The following is a 17,052-nucleotide window of genomic DNA, read 5'->3' as shown; positions in this document are numbered from 1 at the left end:
GCTGGCATGAGGTTTCTGGTCGCAATATTCCTGTTCCTGACACCCGCTGTTGCCAGCGCCAAATGCGTTGTGCTTTTGCATGGGCTTGCGCGCACCGAAGCCTCGTTCTCTGTCATGGAGCAGTTGTTCCGGGTTCACGACTACAATGTCGTACGGCCGGGGTACCCTTCGACGGATCTGCCGATCCCGGATCTGGCCAATCAGACCCTGCCGGATGCATTCGCCGCATGTGGTGATGACAAGGTCAATATCGTGGCTCACTCGATGGGGGGTATCCTGTTGCGCTATTGGCTGCAGGACAACCACCCCGAGAACCTCGGCCGCGTCGTCATGTTGGGCCCGCCGAACCAGGGCAGTCAGCTGGTCGACGAACTAGGTGACTGGGAGGTGTTTGGCCTGTTGCACGGACCGGCGGGTCTTGCGTTAGGCACAGGACCAGAAGGTCTGCCACGCCGCCTGCCGCCGGTAGATTTCGAGCTGGGCATTATTGCAGGCGAGAATTCCCTGAACCCGATTTGGTCATCCCTGATTGATGGCACGGATGACGGCAAGGTGTCGGTCGCAACAACCAAGGTCGAGGGCATGGCTGATCATATCGTCCTGCCGGTGACCCATACATTCATGATGAACAACCCGCGTGTCATGGCGCAGGCGTTACACTTTATCGAGTACGGTCAGTTTGACCCGCAGATCACTTGGCTTGATGGGGTCATGGACATAATAGACGAGATCTGCATCGGGCAGGATTGCTCGGAACCAGAGTCGGAACCTACGCGATGACATCACTTGAACTGACATTCACGGGCGCGGATGTCCTGCTGCCCGCTGAAGGCGTTGTGCCTGCAGAACTCAGCATCGGCGACGGGCTTGTTCAACAGGATCGAACCGGGCGTCAGGTTGATCTGTCGGGATACATCGTTCTGCCCGGAATCATCGATCTGCACGGGGACGGGTTTGAGCGCCATATCGCGCCGCGCCGCGGAGCAATGAAGCAAATGGCCGAAGGCATCCTTTCGGTCGAGGCCGAGCTGGCGGCAAACGGAATTACGACAGCCGTGCTGGCCCAGTTTCATAGCTGGGAAGGCGGCGTACGGGGACCAGAATTTGCGGCGCAGGTTTTTGATGCCATCGCGTCTGTCAAAAGCAGCACAGTGACCGATCTGATCCCGCAATTGCGGTTCGAAACCCACATGCTCGAGGATTATGCAGATCTGCCAGGCCGCATCGCCGAATGGCAGGTGCCCTACGTCGTTTTCAACGACCATCTGCCGCATGACCGTCTGGCCGAAGGCCGCAAACCGCCACGCCTGACGGGGCAGGCGCTCAAGGCGGGGCGCAATCCGGACGCTCATTTTGATATGCTGCTGAACATGCATGCGAGAAAAGAAGAGGTCCCGGGTGCGCTTGACGCTTTGTGCGCAGAACTGCGTCAACAAGGTATCCGGCTGGGCAGTCACGACGATGCCACCGCAGAAACAAGGGCATGGTGGCGTGATCGGGGCGTTTCGATCTCTGAATTCCCTGAAACGCTCGACGCGGCCGAGGCGGCGCGTTCGAACGGCGATCACATCATTCTCGGGTCACCCAACGTGGTTCGCGGTGGTTCGCACAAGGGAAATGTCAGTGCGTTGGACCTGATCACGATGGGGCTGTGTGATGCACTGGCCTCGGACTATCACTATCCCAGCCCGCGTCGTGCCGCGCTGATGGTGGCCAAAACCGGGTTGCTTGATCTGGCTGGGGCCTGGGCTTTGGTGTCTGAAGGCCCTGCAAGAGTGCTGGGCCTGGATGATCGTGGCACTTTTGTACCCGGTAAACGCGCCGATCTGGTGATCCTGGATGCCGAAACCCATCGGGTTGCGGCAACTGTTGCAGCGGGTCGTATCAGCCATATGTCCGGTGACATCGCGACGCGATTCATTGGCTGAAACCGGGGTCGTTCAGCGAACGACCCGGTTGAAATGCCCCATCTTGCGACCAGCCTTGACCTCGGCCTTGCCATAGAGATGCAGGGCCACGTCCCGCTCGCGAGCGAGTTCCGGCACCCGGTCCATATCGTGTCCGATCAGGTTTTCCATCACCACGTCTGAATGACGCTGCCCATCCCCGAGCGGCCAGCCTGCAACAGCGCGGATATGCTGTTCAAACTGATCGACGGCACAGCCATTCTGGGTCCAGTGCCCCGAGTTGTGAACCCGCGGTGCGATTTCATTCACGATCAGACCCTGCGGCGTTACAAACAGCTCAACCCCCATCACACCGACATAATCGAGCGCATTAAGGATATTTGCCGCCAACAGGATCGCGTCGGTCCGTTGTGCAGGGGGCAGGCGGGCAGGGACTGTGGTGGTGTGCAGGATACCGTCACGGTGCACATTCTCGCCCGGATCGAAACAGGCAACCTGCCCATCCAGACCGCGCGCAGCGATGATCGACACCTCATGCGAGAAATCCACGAACCCTTCAAGAATAGCCGGAGCCCCTGCCATATCAGCCAATGCCGTCTCGGCGTCTTCAGACGCGTGCAGCCTTGCCTGTCCTTTGCCGTCATAGCCAAAGCGACGGGTCTTGAGGATCGCAGGCGTGCCGATTTCTTTGATCGCCGCGTTCAGGCTATCCAGATCGGTAATGTCAGCGAAAGGCGCCGTATTCAGACCCAGCCCCTGCAGAAACGTCTTTTCGGTCAACCTGTCCTGACTGACCCGCAGCGCTTCGCGTCCCGGTCGGATGGGGCAATGCGCCTCGAGCAGATCCAGAGCCTCGGTCGGAATGTTCTCGAATTCATAGGTGATGACGTCCACGGATTTCGCAAAAGCCGTCAGAGCGGCTTCGTCATCGTAGGCGGCGGTGGTAACGCGATCTGCAACCTGACCTGCGGGCGGGTTTGCACCGGGTTCATAGATATGGGTGGTAAACCCCAGACGTGAGGCTGCTACTGAAAGCATCCGGCCTAACTGACCACCGCCCAGAATTCCGATTACTGCCCCGGGGGCGAGCGCCTCAGTCATTGCTTGGCTCCTCGGGGATCGAGGCCGAGAGCGCCTCGCGCCATGCATCCAGCCGTTCAGCCAGCGCCTCATCCTGCAGGGCAAGAATACCCGCAGCCATCAGGCCCGCATTTGCACCACCTGCGGAACCGATTGCCATGGTCGCCACAGGAAAGCCCTTGGGCATCTGAACAATTGAATACAGCGAGTCGACACCCGACAGCGCCCGTGTCTGCACTGGTACACCGACCACGGGAACCCGCGTTTTGGACGCCATCATACCGGGAAGGTGCGCCGCACCGCCCGCACCGGCGATAATAACCTGTAATCCGCGCTCAACAGCGGTCTTTCCGTAATCCCAAAGCCGGTCAGGTGTTCTGTGGGCCGAGACAATCCGCGCCTCATAAGCCACGCCCAGATCATCCAGAATATCTGCTGCTTCTTTCATCGTGGGCCAGTCCGACTGGCTGCCCATGATGATCCCCACCTTCACATCGCTCATCCGCTTACGTCCCTGCCTTCGGAAAGAGCGCGCACTATAGCCAAATCCGCCTGTCAGGCAATGCGGTACGCGCGCCTCAGGCGATGATATCGGGGGTCAGGCGGTCTTCGATCAGACGTATGATGTCCTTCAGGCGCAGTTTCTGCTTTTTCAGACGTTTTACGGTCAGCTGATCGGCTGTGCCCTTGGCCTGCAGCGCTTCGATGGCTTCATCGAGATCACGGTGCTGACGACGAAAAACCTCCAGCTCAACCCGCAGAACTTCATCGGTTTTCATCGAAAGGTCGGTGGGTGCGTTCATGGACGACTCAGTATTCTGGTGGTGCGTTCCACACAGAATAGTGTGTTCCGGTGAATCCGCCTAGACCTTGTGGACATCCTGGTTTCTTCCCATATTCTGTTATGTACGGTTGCCGCTACGGGGCCGCACAACACGTCGCTTTGACAATGAAGGACGATAATAACGTGTCGAAACTTACTCTTGGCTCATACCCGCATCTTTTGGGGTTCGAGCAGTTGGAACGCCTTCTTGAACGGTCTGCAAAGGCCGGAAATGAAGGGTATCCGCCCTATAATATCGAACAGACCTCGGATTTTTCCTACCGCATCACACTGGCCGTGGCCGGTTTTGCTGAAGAGGACCTGTCGATCACGATCGAGGATCGCCAACTGGTAATCCGGGGCCGTCAACGCGACGATAGTGAGGGACGTGTGTTCCTTCACCGGGGCATCGCCGCACGCCAGTTTCAGCGCATGTTCGTGCTGGCAGATGGTGTCGAAGTGGGCGAGGCGATTATGGAAAACGGTCTGCTGCATGTCGACCTGACCCGCGCCGTGCCCGAAACCGTGGTGCAAACGATCAACATAAGAAAGGGGTAAGGCATGAATACACCGATTGAGATCAACACCGAAGGCGACCGGATCGTATATGTGAAGGCTGTCTACGTGGCCGACCTGCCTCAGGATCTGCAGGATCAGGCCGGAGATCTGGACCAGCTTTATGCTGTCCACGACTCCGATGGTCAGCAACTTGCATTGGTATCTGACCGCAAGCTGGCCTTTGTGCTGGCGCGACAGCACGATCTGTCGCCGGTGGCCGTTCACTGAACGGCCCCAGACTTTCTGAAAATACGTGACATCCGCCGCTACAGCGGTGAAACATGCGAACCGGCAGGGCGCGCCCCTGACGCGACGAAGTGCATATGGGAGATGCGGCATGAGCTGGTTCGACTTTGACTGGGTGGATGCCTTTAGTGACCGGGCATTCGGAGGTAACGGCTGCGCTGTTGTCCACGGCGGGGCCATATTGACGGTGGATGTCTGCACCGCCTATGTCCGCGAAACATCGCTGGTGGAGTGCACGTTTACCGGCCCATCGGATGTCGCGGATATTCGTGTCCGCTACTTCCTCGCCAGCCGCGAAATTCCCTTTGCTGGTCATCCCACGATTGCCACGGTGGCCGCCATGCGGTCGCGCGGCCTGTTCAAAGGGGATGAACTGACGCTTGAAACCGGGGCAGGGATCGTCGCAATCCGTCTGATCGGAGATGAGATCGAAATGACGCAGGTTGCCCCGCAATTCGGGGTCCATGTGCCTATTGATCTGGTGGCCTCGGCAATCAGTCTGCCTGTAGATGCGATCATCTCGCCGCCGCAACTGGTCTCGACCGGGCTGCCCTTCTGCGTCACCGTTCTGCGTGACCATCAGGCCCTGCGCGCCGCACATCTGGTCGAAGGGCCGCTGCGCAAGGTGGCAGAGGCGGCCGGCTATTCGGGATCAGACATGGCCGAACCCTTTCTGGTGACTTTGCAGGGTGCGACCGAGGCAGGCGATACCTTCTCACGCCTGTTGCTCGCCCCGCCCAGCCCGCCCGAAGACCCGTTCACCGGATCAGCGACTGGCGCGATGGCTGCCTATCTGTGGAAATATGGCCTGATGCAAAAGGACAGCTTTACAGCGGAACAGGGCCACGACATGGGGCGCCCCGGGCAGGCTACGGTCACGCGCGTGGGTCCGACTGAGGCCATGACCGGCATCAAGGTTGCCGGAAAGGGCCATGTCCTGATGCGCGGGCAAGTCGATCTGCCACAAATGGTTTAGCACTTGTTTGCGCCGGTAGGCTGAGACAATCGCCAGAGCGAGTCTCTATGGCACGAACTCGCCGTTTTGCAACAAAAATGCCCCCAGAATCTGGAGGCATTCTTGATGGTTTTACAGGGCGTTAGCCCGCGATCAGACCCATGCTTTCCAGTTTCAAAAGAACCTGGTGGGCGCAGTTGTCGACTTCGACATTCTCAGTTTCGACACGCAACTCCGGGCTCTCGGGCACATCGTAAGGGTCTGAGATTCCGGTGAACTCCTTGATCTTGCCCTCACGCGCCAGTTTGTACAGGCCCTTCCGGTCCCGGCGTTCGCATTCTTCGATGCTGGTGGCAACATGGACCTCACAGAAGGCACCGAAAGATTCGATGTCTTCGCGAACGGCGCGACGTGTGGTTGCATAGGGCGCGATCGGGGCGCAGATGGCGATGCCGCCGTTCTTGGTGATCTCGCTGGCAACATAACCGATGCGGCGGATGTTCAGGTCACGGTGCTCTTTCGAAAAGCCCAGCTCGGATGACAGGTTTTTACGCACGATGTCACCATCCAGCAGTGTGACCGGTCGCCCGCCCATTTCCATCAGCTTGACCATAAGCGCGTTTGCGATTGTCGATTTGCCCGAACCCGAAAAACCGGTGAAGAACACGGTAAAGCCCTGCTGGCTGCGCGGCGGCCGTGTCTTGCGCAGTTCGGCGACAACCTCGGGAAAGCTGAACCAGTCCGGTATCTCCAGACCTTCGGCCAGACGGCGACGCAGTTCTGTGCCCGAAATGTTCAGGATCGTGACGTTGTCCTTGTCCAGAATCTCGTCGTTCGGCTCGTACTGCGCGCGTTCCTGCACATAGACCATGTGCTTGAAATCGACCATCTCGACGCCGATTTCATCCTGGTATTTGCGGAACAGATCCTGCGCATCGTAGGGGCCATAGAAATCCTCACCAGCCGAGTTCTTGCCCGGGCCGGCGTGATCGCGGCCTACGATGAAATGCGTGCAACCGTGGTTGGCACGGATCAAGCCATGCCAGACGGCCTCGCGCGGGCCTGCCATACGCATGGCCAGATTCAGCAGCGACATCGAGGTGGTCGAAGCCGGATACTTGTCCAGCACCGCCTCGTAGCAACGCACGCGGGTGAAGTGATCCACATCGCCCGGCTTGGTCATGCCGACGACCGGGTGGATCAACAGGTTGGCCTGCGCTTCTTTCGCAGCGCGGAAAGTCAGTTCCTGATGCGCACGGTGCAGCGGGTTGCGGGTTTGGAAGGCGACGATGCGGCGCCAGCCCACCTTGCGGAAATAGGCGCGCAGTTCGTTTGGTGTGTCACGGCGCGCTTTGAAGTCATAGTGAACGGGTTGCTGAATACCGGTGACTGGGCCACCCAGATAAACCTTGCCCGCGACGTTGTGCAGATAGTTCACCGCCGGATGCGCCTGATCGTCTGCGCCAAAGACCTTCTCGGCTTCGCGCGATTTGTCGGGTGTCCAACGGTCAGTCACCGTCATGGTGCCGAGAATGACGCCTTCCTGATCGCGCAGAGCAATGTCCTGACCCAGCTCAATCTGATCCGCAAAGTCTTCGTTCACATCCAGCGTAATGGGCATCGGCCAAAGCGTCCCGTCTGCCAGACGCATGTTTTCGACAACGTTGTCGTAATCCGCTTCGCTCAAGAAACCTTTCAACGGGTTGAACCCGCCATTCATCAGCAGTTCCAGATCGCAGATCTGGCGTGGGCTCAAATCCCAGCTGGTCAGATCGGCGGCCTCGACCTTCAGCTTCTGGGCCGAGTCGTAAGACACATACAGTTCGGGGATCGGGGCCAAATTACTTAACATCGTCATGGGAATACTCTTGTCGTGGTGCGTCTTTGCCAGTGAATCTTGGGTGTTTTGGGGCATTTGCCCCGGTGGTTATTCAAAGTCCATATGCGTTCATGAAACAAAGGAGGATATGCGCGGTTTTTCTTAGGATTGGAAGGATTTTCCAGTCTCATGGTCTCAGGGCGATCATTTTCCCCCCGAATGCGGACAATTTCGTCAAGCCGAGATGGTCTGTTCCGGTGTGGCAACACTCCCTTCCAGTTCTGTGGCCCGTGTGACGGGCAGCGCAGGAACCGGATCAGCGACGCCACGCAGCTGGAACAGGCTGAGATCCAGCCGATCACAATCGATGCCGGCCGCGCGCAAAACTTCGGCCGAGACCAGTAGCTCTGCACCCAACCCTTTGGTTTCCGCTTCAAGACGGCTGGCGACGTTGACTGCGTCGCCGATAATGGTGCGCGATGCATGACCGGCCGCGCCGATTTCCCCCAGAACCAGATCGCCCAGATGCAATCCCATGCCGATACGGATTTCGGGGCTGCCCTCGGCCTCCAGTTGCTGATTGAACCGTTGCAGTGCACGTCCGACATCCATTGCTGCCTTCAAACCCGCCTTGGCCGAGCTTTCAGTATCTGACGTTTCGAATACGGCAAGCAGGCCGTCACCCATGTATTTGTCAACCACGCCGCCGTCTGCGGTGATCGCCGGAACAATTGCGTCAAAGAAACGATTCAGCAGAAAAACGATGTCATAGGGCAGCTGACCCGTTGTTCGGGCCGTGAAACCCCGCATGTCCAGGAACAGAACCGCCAGTTGCCGTTCCTGCCCCTGACTGGCATGTGCGCGATTGCGCCCGCCATCGGGGCGGAACACTCGGAACACCGTAATAGGTTCAGTTGGGCGTATCTGGCAGGCCAGACGCGTGCCTTCGGGGGCATCTACGGCTGACAGGCTTCGCGCTTCGACCTCGCTGGGCGGGGGAAGGCTGTCAGCACCGTCTTCGACAAAGACACGGCAAGTGGTGCAGCGGCCCTTGCCACCACATAGTGCTGTATGCGGAATCCCGTTGGCCTGAGACATCTCCAGCAGAGTCATACCCTTTTCGGCCACGATGTCGGGGCCATGCACATACCGGATGCGAACCGAATGTCTGCGCCGCCAAAGCTTGCGCCCGATGTAAACCAGTGCAGTCACACCCAGCGAGAACCAGAACGCCATCAGGGCGTTGTCCTTGATGCTGAACATCGTTTGAAACTGTTCCGGCGTGGGCCAGTTATAGTGCTCGATATACTGCTCGCGCAGATCTTCGTCGGCAAAGTCCATCCAGATGCGCCGACCTTCTGTTAGTACGCCAGTCAAAGCGAAACTTGGAACAAACACAGCAATGCCAATAAGATAGGGGGCCAGCTTTCCCCACCAACTTGTAATGCGCAGCCACATGTGCAGGCCAATGCAGCCATGGATCCAGACCAGCAGCAACAGAATGCTCTGCATCCAGATGGCGGAATTGGGCCACATCAGAATGATAATGTAACCCATCTCGTCATTCACATTGTAAGCCAGATTGGCATACCGGGTCTGGATAATGTGAGAGATAAGCTGCAGTGGGATCAGCAACCCCAAAACAATCTGCAAGCCGGTGCTGAATGGCATGCGCAGGGTGCGGCGCTGGGCAACCGAGGCCAATGCCAGCCCGGCATGGGACAGAAGCGCGGTGTACAGGATCAGGCTGACGATAAGATGCCGCGTCACCGCGACACGACCATCCTGCATTCCATGCAGATAATCGGTATGAAACAGGCCCAGGCCGATGTTTATAAAATGAAAAAAGGCAAAGACGAAAAGGGCCAGACCGCTTGCGATCCGGATGCGGGTTGCCCAGCTGCCCTGCCAAAGAGCACTCTTCAATGATCCCACCCGCTTACTGCCATGTTTGCATCAAGTCTGCTTTGGCAGCGGTCATGGGTCAAGAGAGAGGTAAGCGTCAGGGTGCCAGGGGTGGGGCTGGCCCACTGTTCGGATGGTTGTCGGTGTTATGTCGAACAGCACCAGATGTCTCAGGTCGGGGCGGGATCGTGAGCTATACAGCATCCCCTGAGCGCCCAACGCGCGCGCCTTGTCAGAATAGGCCCATGTTGGCGAAGGGAGGTCAGCGGCGGTTATGTCTTGCCAGACCAAGGATACTTCAGGTCGGCCGCGCAAATCATGCAGCGATGCGGTGACCTGACATCGCTGGATAACCCGTGCCGGATCACCCGCCGAGACGTAGCGCCGGATTGCAACTCCGGCCCCTTCTTCACTGAGCGATGCATAGAGCGCGGATTGGCCATGATGGTGAAACCGGCCTTCGGGTGCTCGGGCAGGGTCGAGCGGGGACCCTGCCTGAGACTGGAACAGAATTCTCCAGACCGGGCCGGAGAATTCAATCACGCGCTTATTCCTGCTCTGCCAGGAAACGCTCGGCATCCAGGGCGGCCATGCACCCCATGCCAGCTGATGTCACCGCCTGACGGTAAATATGATCGGTCAGATCACCGGCTGCAAAAACACCCGGAACCGAGGTTTCAGTCGAGCCCGGTTTGGTCACGACATAACCGCCCATATGTGTTTCGAGCGTATCCTTAACCAGCTCATTCGCAGGCGCATGGCCGATGGCAACAAAGACGCCCTTACAGGGAATCTCAGTGATTTCGCCTGTTTTGACATTTTTCACGCGGACACCTTCGACGCCCAGCGGAGCATCAGTGCCGATCACTTCGTCCAGTTCGTGGAACCACAGCGGTTCGATCTTTTCGTTCTTGAACAGGCGATCCTGCAGGATTTTCTCGGCCCGCAGCTCGTCACGTCGATGGATCAGCGTGACCTTGCTGGCGAAATTCGTCAGGAACAGTGCCTCTTCAACGGCGGTGTTGCCGCCGCCGATCACTACGATCTCTTGCCCGCGGTAGAAAAAACCATCGCAGGTTGCACAAGCTGATACGCCAAAGCCTTTGAACTTGTCCTCGGAAGGCAGGCCCAGCCATTTGGCGCGGGCGCCTGTCGCAAGGATCACGGCGTCCGCAGTATATGTGGTTCCGTTATCACCCTTTGCAGTGAACGGGCGTTGGCTGACATCCAGATCGCTGATGATGTCGCCGATGACCTCACACCCCATGGCCGTGGCGTGTTCCTGCATCTTGATCATCAGGTCGGGGCCCTGAACCTCGGTGAAACCGGGATAGTTTTCGACATCCGTTGTTGTCGTCAACTGTCCACCGGGCTCGATACCCTGTACAAGGACAGGTTCCAACATCGCACGGCTGGCATAGACGCCGGCGGTGTATCCGGCTGGCCCTGATCCGATAATCAGAACCTTGGTGTGTTTCGTTTCGGCCATGGTACCCCCACTCGATCTGCCTCTGCGGACCCTTAGTCCGCCGCGCTTGGATATAACGACCGGGGCGCGCTGCTTAAAGCCCCTTCCGCTCACGCATCTGTCATGCGCTACCGGAATACCACGACAAAAACGACCATATTGAAAACAAAGAATATTGCGCAAATGCGAAACAATATTGCGCATCGCCGGGGTGCTGATATAAGAACCGAAAAATTCAGGAGCATTTCATGGTCACGACACGGCTGGATGAGATTGACCGCAAGATTCTGGCGGAGTTGCAGGCAGACGGTCGCATGACCAATGTTGAGCTCGCGAAACGTGTTGGTATCTCGGCTCCTCCGTGTCTCAGACGCGTTCGTACCCTGGAAGAATCCGGCTACATCCGCGGCTACCACGCCGAAGTAAACTCCCGCGAACTGGGTTTTGAGGTTCAGGTTTTCGCGATGGTCGGTCTTGAGAGTCAGGCCGAAACGGAACTGAGCGCCTTCGAAGAAAGATGCCGTGAATGGCCGCTGGTCCGTGAATGTCACATGCTGAACGGCGAGGTTGATTTTATCCTGAAATGCGTCGCGCCTGACCTCAGCAGCTTTCAGCAATTTCTGACAGGCGAATTGCTGACCACGCCGAACGTGGCCAGCGTCAAGACTTCGCTTGTTATCCGCGGTGCAAAAGATGAGCCCGGGGTTCCGTTCGATGTGTTAGAAGAACGAATGAACCGGACGGCGTAAACACGACGCGTTTAAGTGGTGCCCTGCACGCAGGCAGGATCGCTACAACGGCCAATGAAATGGCCCAACCAATTAATATCTGCATAATGCCCCCACACTGCAGTAATCGTTAACTTACTCACGCTGATATAGCGTCAATCTCTCCATCTCCGGCACGTGGCATCAACAATGGGCCAAAATCGTGCAGCGATTCAACATGCGCAAACAGGTTCATGTAGATTGAGCGCAGCGAATGGCTCATCATCCTGATGGCGTTTACGCCGGGGTGATAGGTCTCGAACTGAAGGCCATCAACCCGGATCACCGAATGCCGTTTCAGACAGATGTGAAACAGCTCGACCGGCGTTGGCGGCTGCGTTTCGATAACACCCATCCCGTCCTGAAACTCGCCTACAGGCGTCAGCATCGGTTCGCCGCCATTCAAATGACGCAGATGCGAAGGTGTTCCCAGTAGCCGCGCTGCCGGACCCGCAATCACACCTGACATCGGTTTTTGCATGCCAAATGTATCTGCCATGAAACGGGTCAGAGGCCGAGTGCGACCGCGTGAATCCTCACGTCCCGGGATCAGAGTGACAGATCCCTTCCACAACACGGTTTCAGACGTGCCATCCTGTGTCAGAACCGTATCACCAGGCAGCAAATCTTCGATCGCCATAGGCCCTTGTTCGGTTTCGACCAGCGATCCGCGTGTAAAGGCGCAGAACGCGTCTTCAAAGACTGGCAGAGCAGGTGCGATGTGGCGCGTTTGTGAAACATCCCCGTTTTTCAACAACGTGCTGACTTCATAGCGTCGCAGCTGCGCCTTCTGTTTTGTTCCCGGCCGCGGGGCTTCCCGCAATAATGCCGACGTCTCAACAGCATTTCTGGCGGCGCGCGCCAGCGTATTTGGAATAGTCATATGTATTCCGACCCCTCTAAATTTCGATCAGGCGGCGACACCCCCCGTGCAAACTCGCCTGACGACTTCAGTTCTTTGTCTTGAAATAAATGGGTAACCCCCGGGCGACCGCCGATGTGGCGGTGCACAGCGAATGAATTTCGCATTCCATTGGTCAACACATTGACCCCCCAGACAAACTCGTAACCCGCAAGCCTAAATTGCCTGCGCACACATGCTCCGTAACACTGCCACAAGCAAACTTCTGTGGCATTGATCACACCAGACCGGAACAACGTCTGATGTGTCTTACCCATCGGGACCGGCAGCTTGGTCCTTTTGGGGGTCCTTTGTCAGCGTTTCGCCGCTAGGCGGCGGGCAACTCTGACAGAGTGACTTGATACTCGCTTCCAGGGCATCTCTAATTCCTGTTCCCTGATGGCCGCGACAACGGCGCTGAGAAAGCGAGATTTAGTCTTCATTTCACTGATCCTGCTCTGTTGGGGTCTCAGGCCCCTTTTTCCCATCTGGACCAACCGTGACGCCGATTTACGGCAGCGATAAGGCTGTTCCGGGAAGAATTCAGGACGGAAATGAAGGTTGGCAGCACCTCTTTACTTCGGATGCCAGAATTCAAATGTCCGAAAATCAGATAACCATCTGAGCACTGGCAAAAATTTCATACGATTCTGAGTCTGATAAACACAACAAATGTGGCAAAAAAGGGGCGGGTCTGCCTTATTTGGTGCAAATTCTACAATCTTATGGCGGAAATCAGGCGGCCATAATCGGCTTCACTTGCGTGCGTCGCACGACGGTAAGAATAAAATCTTTCCGGGTCGGAATATGTGCAGTGCCTTGTCCATTCGGCTTGCCCGACACCGGCTTGTCTGAGCCGGTGCAGGCCAAAGGCCGGCAGGTCAAATTGCAGCCGGTCATCCTGCCCATTTGCAAAGAAACGGGCGTTTTCCTGAGATTCGGCCATGAAATCGTCCATAAATTCAGGCCCAACCTCATAGGCGCGTTGCGAGATCGACGGGCCAATCACGGCACGTGTGTTTTCGCGGCGTGCCCCCAGGGCTTCCATCGCATCCAGAGTGGCTTCGAGAACACCATCCAAAGCTCCGCGCCAACCTGCATGGGCAGCGCCAATCACATTCGCATCAGGATCTGCAAACAGGACCGGCTGGCAATCAGCCGTCAGTATCGTCAGGGCCAGCCCGGGCGTTGCGGTCACAACTGCATCAGCCTTTGGTTTGTCAGCACTGATAGGGCCGTCGACAGTCACAACTGTTGGAGAATGCACCTGATGCACTCCGATCAGTGCCTCGGGTTCAACTTCCATGGCATCTGCCACCCGCTTTCGGTTCAGCGCAACGGCCTCGGTTTGGTCGGATGAACCATAGCCGCAGTTCAGACCAGCAAAGATACCTGATGACGCGCCGCCGCGACGGCTGAAGAAACCATGCCTGACGGGCGACAGCATGTCCGAGGTAAGAATTTCCAGTGTCATGATTCCAATCCCGGTGGTGGCGCCGAATGTGCCGGAAAAAGGCCCAGCACTTTGAACAGGTTTCCCATTTCCGCAGGGTGCGTCAACCGGCGATGTGCGGCAATCAGCTCTTCCAGCTCCGAACCGCTCAGGGACTTTGCCAAAGCCTGCGCCCGCGCGGTGATGCCCAGCCGTTCAAGAAACACACCCTGAGGTGTCAGACGGGAATGTGCGCAGCCTGTGGCACGGGCTGCAAGAGCCAGTGGTTCAAAGTCCACATGAGCCGTCAGATCAGCCTGACCCGGGTCGCCCAAGGGGTCGCAGCGTTCGTGGGCCTGCAGGGCCTGCAACGTATCGCCCAGCGAGCGCCAGTCGCCATAATCCACGATCAAAGCGGCTCCACCTTTGTTGGAAATGCGCTCGGCGATGCAGGTCAAAACGGGAATCGCCGCGGCACAGAGTTCGACCAGATCACCATCGTTTGTGTCCGTCAGTCTGTCCTGCAGAGCGGCTTGTGCGGCATCTGGCCCAAGTCCGAATGCCAGCGCTCCGCTATCTTCGCCGATCAACCTTTCGCGCCAGCCCTCACCGTCACGAATGAACTGGCGTACGGGCAGGGCATCAAAGAACTCGTTGGCCACAAGAAACAAGGGCTGTTCAGGTAGGTCAGAGATGGTGTCGATCCAGCGCAGCTCAAACCCGTTCAACGTCCTGGCCTGCACATCCCTTAGCGCTGGAGATGCTTCCAGCAGCAGCACCTGAGCTGCCTCATGAAAACCCGCGACGTTTCGCGTCGCGCGCATGATGTCAGCCATTAGGGTGCCGCGCCCGGGTCCCAGTTCGGCCAGCGAAAAGGGGGATGGCTGACCCTGATCGATCCAGCTTTGTGCCAGACACAATCCAATCAACTCGCCAAACATCTGGCTAATTTCCGGGGCTGTGATGAAATCTCCTTTGGCGCCCAACGGGTCACGTGTGCTGTAGTAACCCAGTTCGGGGTGCAACAGGCATTCTGCCATATAGTCGGACACACTCATCGGGCCATCCTGCCGGATGCGCGCGATCAGGTGGTCCAACAGTGTCATGCAGTCCGCCGGGCGCGCAGCACGAACCACAGGCCAAGTGCGATCATGGGCAGGGATAGCAACTGACCCATTGTCAGGCCATATCCGCTAACATGCCATGCCAGTCCCAGCGGGTTGCCCGGTGACACAAACTGCGCATCAGGCTGACGGAAGAATTCGACGATAAAGCGCGAGACTCCATACCCGGCAAGGAACAGCCCCATGATCAGGCCGGGCTTGTGAAACGCCCCGCGGCGATAGGCCAGCCAGATCAACGCCGCGCCCAGTAACACACCTTCCAGCGCCGCCTCATACAGCTGTGACGGATGCCTTGCACACATTCCGGCCACGACGCCGGGGCAGTCCTGCGCAGCCATGCCGGGAAAGATCACCGCCCATGGCAGTTCGCTGGGTCGCCCCCATAATTCGGCATTCACGAAATTTGAGAGTCGGCCCAGCAGCAGGCCCGGCGGCACCGTGTAAGCCACCAGGTCTCCCAGGGACAGAAGCGGCATATTATGGCGTCGCGCATACAGGTAAGAGGCGATCACAACGCCCAGCAGGCCACCGTGAAAGGCCATGCCACCCTGCCAGACCTTCACGATCTCTGCCGGGTGCGACAGGTAATAGCTGGGCTGGTAAAACAGCACAAAGCCCAACCGACCACCCAGAATCACGCCCAGAATGATCCATGTGATCAGATCCTCGACCTGTTCGGGTTTCATCGGAGGCGTGTCGTCCCGCCACAAAGCCGGGCGCCGCAACGCCATCACCGCCATGCGCCAGGCAATCAGGATGCCTGCGATATAAGCCAGTGCGTACCACCTCAGGGCGAACTCCATCCCGAATACTGAGATCGAGAAGAGTTCGGGCGACAGATCGGGGAAATTCAGAACAGCCTGCATGTGCGTCTCATTGCCCGGGGTTAGAGGGGCAAGTCAACCTTGAGCCCGAGCCATTCTTTACCCATATAGAGACCAATCGCGATATCGGAGTAAAGCCATGCAAACCCGCAACAAGATTCTTGATGACGTTTCCCAACTGATGACCAACGCCATGGGCGTGGCACAGGGTGCGCGGGAAGAAGCCGAAAACGCGATGAAGTCCATGATCGACCGGTGGCTTGCCGATCGTGATTTCGTCACGCGTGAAGAATTCGACGCCGTGCGCGCCATGGCGCAGAAAGCGCGCGAAGAAAACGCCAAACTCGAAGAGCGTATTGCTGCGCTCGAGGCAAAGCTGGACAAATAACGCTAGCGCGCCTCATCAGAATCCAGATTTTCGGGACAAAATTAACCGCCGCGCAATCCAATGTCGGGTTGTGCGGTGCGGTGTAGTTTGACGCATCGCAGAATTTAATCAAGATAAAGCTGCAATTTGTGCCAATATTTTGATTGCCGTTGTCAGCTGTCCACAACTTATTGCTGTTATCCCCAATAAATAGGGTTGCCAGAACCCGGCTCGCGTCGCACCATATTTAGTACAGGCCTACGGGGGAAGCCCGGCTTGTAGAGCAGGCAACTAGCGCTGGGGCGCTGCCAGCCCCGAAATGCTAGAGAGTAGTGAGGTGGCATTATGGCCCTTTCCGAGCAGTTTCTCGAAGAAGACCTTCATCCAATCGATATTGTTGAACATCTGGCCGAACATCACGACTGGGATTTTGACCGCATCGGCGACGATCAGATCGCCATGGCCGTCGAAGGACAGTGGCGCACTTACTCGATCACGCTCGCCTGGTCACACTATGACGAAACACTCCGGATGGTTTGCTCCTTCGAGATGGAGCCTCCGGCCGGGCGTGAGAATGAGCTGTATGAGTTGCTCAACAAGATGAATGACCAATGCTGGGCAGGCGCATTTACCTATTGGGCTAACCAGAAGCTGATGGTTTATCGGTACGGGTTGGTTCTGGCGGGTGGCCAGATGGCTAGCCCTGAACAGATCGACACCATGATCAGCGCTGCGGTGCTGAGCGCCGAGCGGTATTACCCCGCGATCCAACTGGTGACCTGGGGCAACCGTACGCCCGAAGAAGCGATGCAAGTCGCCATTGCAGAGGCCTACGGCCGCGCGTAAAGCTTTGCCCCGAACCACGCTTTTAGGGGA

At 57.6% G+C, this 17,052-nt stretch carries 19 protein-coding genes; 8 read left to right on the top strand and 11 right to left on the bottom strand.

Annotated features, from left to right (window positions below; all coding sequences use genetic code 11):
• Positions 1-6: 6 nt before the first annotated feature.
• Together ACR0IO_RS03645 and ACR0IO_RS03640 are read left to right on the top strand one after the other, a co-directional pair.
• Entirely contained in the window at positions 7-780 is a 774-nt protein-coding gene (locus tag ACR0IO_RS03645) for an alpha/beta fold hydrolase (RefSeq protein WP_480739636.1), read from the top strand.
• Positions 777-1,928: an alpha-D-ribose 1-methylphosphonate 5-triphosphate diphosphatase gene (locus tag ACR0IO_RS03640; protein WP_480739635.1), complete on the top strand. Its 1,152-nt coding sequence runs from the start codon at positions 777-779 to the stop codon at positions 1,926-1,928. The genes ACR0IO_RS03645 and ACR0IO_RS03640 overlap by 4 nt, the downstream gene beginning before the upstream one ends.
• 12 nt (positions 1,929-1,940) lie before the next feature.
• On the opposite strand, the gene ACR0IO_RS03635 is transcribed toward ACR0IO_RS03640, so the two are convergent.
• The 3 genes from ACR0IO_RS03635 to ACR0IO_RS03625 all read right to left on the bottom strand — a co-directional run bounded on the left by ACR0IO_RS03635 (position 1,941) and on the right by ACR0IO_RS03625 (position 3,790).
• A complete protein-coding gene (locus ACR0IO_RS03635; protein WP_480739634.1) occupies positions 1,941-3,008 on the bottom strand; it encodes a 5-(carboxyamino)imidazole ribonucleotide synthase in 1,068 nt (355 codons plus the stop codon).
• On the bottom strand, positions 3,001-3,489 hold the full coding sequence (purE, locus tag ACR0IO_RS03630; protein WP_480739633.1) for a 5-(carboxyamino)imidazole ribonucleotide mutase: 489 nt from the start codon (positions 3,487-3,489) through the stop codon (positions 3,001-3,003). Before purE ends, ACR0IO_RS03635 begins: the two co-directional genes overlap by 8 nt.
• A 76-nt stretch (positions 3,490-3,565) precedes the next feature.
• Positions 3,566-3,790, bottom strand: a complete 225-nt coding sequence (locus ACR0IO_RS03625; protein ID WP_155144859.1) for a YdcH family protein — start codon at positions 3,788-3,790, stop codon at positions 3,566-3,568.
• 164 nt (positions 3,791-3,954) lie between these two features.
• Between ACR0IO_RS03625 and ACR0IO_RS03620 the strand changes: the two genes are divergently transcribed.
• From ACR0IO_RS03620 to ACR0IO_RS03610, 3 genes are all read left to right on the top strand, one after another.
• The gene (locus ACR0IO_RS03620) at positions 3,955-4,368 is read left to right on the top strand and encodes an Hsp20 family protein (RefSeq protein ID WP_085821398.1); all 414 of its coding nucleotides are present in this window, start codon (positions 3,955-3,957) and stop codon (positions 4,366-4,368) included.
• Between the two features lie 3 nt (positions 4,369-4,371).
• Positions 4,372-4,596, top strand: coding sequence for a DUF1150 family protein (locus ACR0IO_RS03615; RefSeq protein ID WP_480739632.1), 225 nt, complete (start codon positions 4,372-4,374; stop codon positions 4,594-4,596).
• Between the two features lie 109 nt (positions 4,597-4,705).
• Complete coding sequence (locus ACR0IO_RS03610) at positions 4,706-5,590, top strand: PhzF family phenazine biosynthesis protein (protein WP_480739631.1); 885 nt, start codon at positions 4,706-4,708, stop codon at positions 5,588-5,590.
• A gap of 121 nt (positions 5,591-5,711) precedes the next feature.
• Here the strand turns inward: ACR0IO_RS03610 and ACR0IO_RS03605 are convergent, their stop codons facing one another.
• The 4 genes from ACR0IO_RS03605 to trxB form a co-directional block, all read right to left on the bottom strand.
• On the bottom strand, positions 5,712-7,427 hold the full coding sequence (locus ACR0IO_RS03605) for a bifunctional sulfate adenylyltransferase/adenylylsulfate kinase (RefSeq protein ID WP_480739630.1): 1,716 nt from the start codon (positions 7,425-7,427) through the stop codon (positions 5,712-5,714).
• Between the two features lie 195 nt (positions 7,428-7,622).
• Positions 7,623-9,314 (bottom strand): adenylate/guanylate cyclase domain-containing protein, encoded by a 1,692-nt coding sequence (locus ACR0IO_RS03600; RefSeq protein ID WP_480739629.1) that lies wholly within the window; start codon positions 9,312-9,314, stop codon positions 7,623-7,625.
• Positions 9,315-9,365: 51 nt separating this feature from the next.
• Positions 9,366-9,836 (bottom strand): RES family NAD+ phosphorylase, encoded by a 471-nt coding sequence (locus ACR0IO_RS03595; protein ID WP_480739628.1) that lies wholly within the window; start codon positions 9,834-9,836, stop codon positions 9,366-9,368.
• 4 nt (positions 9,837-9,840) lie between these two features.
• Positions 9,841-10,782 carry a thioredoxin-disulfide reductase gene (gene trxB / locus ACR0IO_RS03590; RefSeq protein WP_170331436.1) on the bottom strand — a complete coding sequence of 314 codons (942 nt, stop codon included), beginning with the start codon at positions 10,780-10,782 and terminating at the stop codon, positions 9,841-9,843.
• Between the two features lie 227 nt (positions 10,783-11,009).
• Between trxB and ACR0IO_RS03585 the strand changes: the two genes are divergently transcribed.
• Positions 11,010-11,510, top strand: a complete 501-nt coding sequence (locus tag ACR0IO_RS03585; RefSeq protein WP_155137273.1) for an Lrp/AsnC family transcriptional regulator — start codon at positions 11,010-11,012, stop codon at positions 11,508-11,510.
• A gap of 118 nt (positions 11,511-11,628) precedes the next feature.
• Here ACR0IO_RS03585 and ACR0IO_RS03580 read toward each other — a convergent pair whose 3' ends face one another.
• The 4 genes from ACR0IO_RS03580 to lgt all read right to left on the bottom strand — a co-directional run bounded on the left by ACR0IO_RS03580 (position 11,629) and on the right by lgt (position 15,851).
• Complete coding sequence (locus ACR0IO_RS03580) at positions 11,629-12,411, bottom strand: Hint domain-containing protein (RefSeq protein WP_155137270.1); 783 nt, start codon at positions 12,409-12,411, stop codon at positions 11,629-11,631.
• 733 nt (positions 12,412-13,144) lie between these two features.
• A complete protein-coding gene (pgeF, locus tag ACR0IO_RS03575) occupies positions 13,145-13,903 on the bottom strand; it encodes a peptidoglycan editing factor PgeF (protein WP_480739627.1) in 759 nt (252 codons plus the stop codon).
• Entirely contained in the window at positions 13,900-14,967 is a 1,068-nt protein-coding gene (locus ACR0IO_RS03570) for a class I SAM-dependent methyltransferase (protein WP_480739626.1), read from the bottom strand. The genes pgeF and ACR0IO_RS03570 overlap by 4 nt, the downstream gene beginning before the upstream one ends.
• Entirely contained in the window at positions 14,964-15,851 is an 888-nt protein-coding gene (gene lgt, locus ACR0IO_RS03565; protein ID WP_480739625.1) for a prolipoprotein diacylglyceryl transferase, read from the bottom strand. Before lgt ends, ACR0IO_RS03570 begins: the two co-directional genes overlap by 4 nt.
• A gap of 97 nt (positions 15,852-15,948) precedes the next feature.
• Between lgt and ACR0IO_RS03560 the strand changes: the two genes are divergently transcribed.
• Together ACR0IO_RS03560 and ACR0IO_RS03555 are read left to right on the top strand one after the other, a co-directional pair.
• Complete coding sequence (locus ACR0IO_RS03560) at positions 15,949-16,197, top strand: accessory factor UbiK family protein (RefSeq protein WP_155137258.1); 249 nt, start codon at positions 15,949-15,951, stop codon at positions 16,195-16,197.
• 324 nt (positions 16,198-16,521) lie between these two features.
• Positions 16,522-17,022 (top strand): type III secretion system chaperone family protein, encoded by a 501-nt coding sequence (locus ACR0IO_RS03555; RefSeq protein ID WP_155137255.1) that lies wholly within the window; start codon positions 16,522-16,524, stop codon positions 17,020-17,022.
• The last annotated feature ends 30 nt before the right edge of the window (positions 17,023-17,052 follow it).

Source organism: Ruegeria sp. CE12, assembly GCF_056537525.1.
Note: the sequence above shows the minus strand (reverse complement) of the source record. Positions and strands in the feature narration are given on the sequence as shown.

What these genes read in the sequence shown, in the direction of transcription:
- ACR0IO_RS03605 (WP_480739630.1), bottom strand. Translation starts at nt 7,427, where the DNA reads ATGACGATGTTAAGTAATTTGGCCCCGATCCCCGAACTGTATGTGTCT.
- ACR0IO_RS03625 (WP_155144859.1), bottom strand. Translation starts at nt 3,790, where the DNA reads ATGAACGCACCCACCGACCTTTCGATGAAAACCGATGAAGTTCTGCGG.
- ACR0IO_RS03570 (WP_480739626.1), bottom strand. Translation starts at nt 14,967, where the DNA reads ATGACACTGTTGGACCACCTGATCGCGCGCATCCGGCAGGATGGCCCG.
- ACR0IO_RS03560 (WP_155137258.1), top strand. Translation starts at nt 15,949, where the DNA reads ATGCAAACCCGCAACAAGATTCTTGATGACGTTTCCCAACTGATGACC.
- purE (WP_480739633.1), bottom strand. Translation starts at nt 3,489, where the DNA reads ATGAGCGATGTGAAGGTGGGGATCATCATGGGCAGCCAGTCGGACTGG.
- ACR0IO_RS03615 (WP_480739632.1), top strand. Translation starts at nt 4,372, where the DNA reads ATGAATACACCGATTGAGATCAACACCGAAGGCGACCGGATCGTATAT.
- ACR0IO_RS03635 (WP_480739634.1), bottom strand. Translation starts at nt 3,008, where the DNA reads ATGACTGAGGCGCTCGCCCCCGGGGCAGTAATCGGAATTCTGGGCGGT.
- ACR0IO_RS03640 (WP_480739635.1), top strand. Translation starts at nt 777, where the DNA reads ATGACATCACTTGAACTGACATTCACGGGCGCGGATGTCCTGCTGCCC.
- ACR0IO_RS03585 (WP_155137273.1), top strand. Translation starts at nt 11,010, where the DNA reads ATGGTCACGACACGGCTGGATGAGATTGACCGCAAGATTCTGGCGGAG.
- ACR0IO_RS03580 (WP_155137270.1), bottom strand. Translation starts at nt 12,411, where the DNA reads ATGACTATTCCAAATACGCTGGCGCGCGCCGCCAGAAATGCTGTTGAG.
- ACR0IO_RS03610 (WP_480739631.1), top strand. Translation starts at nt 4,706, where the DNA reads ATGAGCTGGTTCGACTTTGACTGGGTGGATGCCTTTAGTGACCGGGCA.
- ACR0IO_RS03555 (WP_155137255.1), top strand. Translation starts at nt 16,522, where the DNA reads ATGGCCCTTTCCGAGCAGTTTCTCGAAGAAGACCTTCATCCAATCGAT.
- lgt (WP_480739625.1), bottom strand. Translation starts at nt 15,851, where the DNA reads ATGCAGGCTGTTCTGAATTTCCCCGATCTGTCGCCCGAACTCTTCTCG.
- pgeF (WP_480739627.1), bottom strand. Translation starts at nt 13,903, where the DNA reads ATGACACTGGAAATTCTTACCTCGGACATGCTGTCGCCCGTCAGGCAT.
- ACR0IO_RS03645 (WP_480739636.1), top strand. Translation starts at nt 7, where the DNA reads ATGAGGTTTCTGGTCGCAATATTCCTGTTCCTGACACCCGCTGTTGCC.
- trxB (WP_170331436.1), bottom strand. Translation starts at nt 10,782, where the DNA reads ATGGCCGAAACGAAACACACCAAGGTTCTGATTATCGGATCAGGGCCA.